1 protein-coding gene is annotated in these 354 nt (G+C 64.4%); it reads right to left on the bottom strand.

All coding sequences use genetic code 11. From position 1 onward, the window contains the following. Positions 1-354: putative Ig domain-containing protein (locus AC1D1Y_RS27025; RefSeq protein ID WP_477685042.1), on the bottom strand; the 354-nt coding region annotated here is incomplete at both ends.

Genomic DNA, 354 nt, shown 5'->3' on the forward strand with positions numbered 1-354 from the left:
GAGACAGACAGGGTGGCGTCCTCGGCCACGGAGCCGGAGTCATTGTTGGCGATAGGCGCAGGGTTGGTAACCGTGAGCGTGAAACTCTGGGTCACGGAGCCGCCATGGCCGTCATCGGCGGTGACCACGATGGCGTAGGGACCAGAAGCCGACGCGTTGTTGGCCAGGGTACCGGTGATCAAGCCGGTGGCGGTATTGATCGTGATACCGGTGGGCAGGCCCGAGGCGCTGTAGGTCAGCACATCGGTGCTGTCGACATCGGAGAACTTGCCCGCGGTGGCAATGGAGACGGCGGTGCTGTCGACCTGGGCGAGGTTGGCAATGGTGCCCACGGTGACGGGCACATCGTTGGTG

It is taken from the genome of Polaromonas sp. P1_G1 (assembly GCF_056405595.1).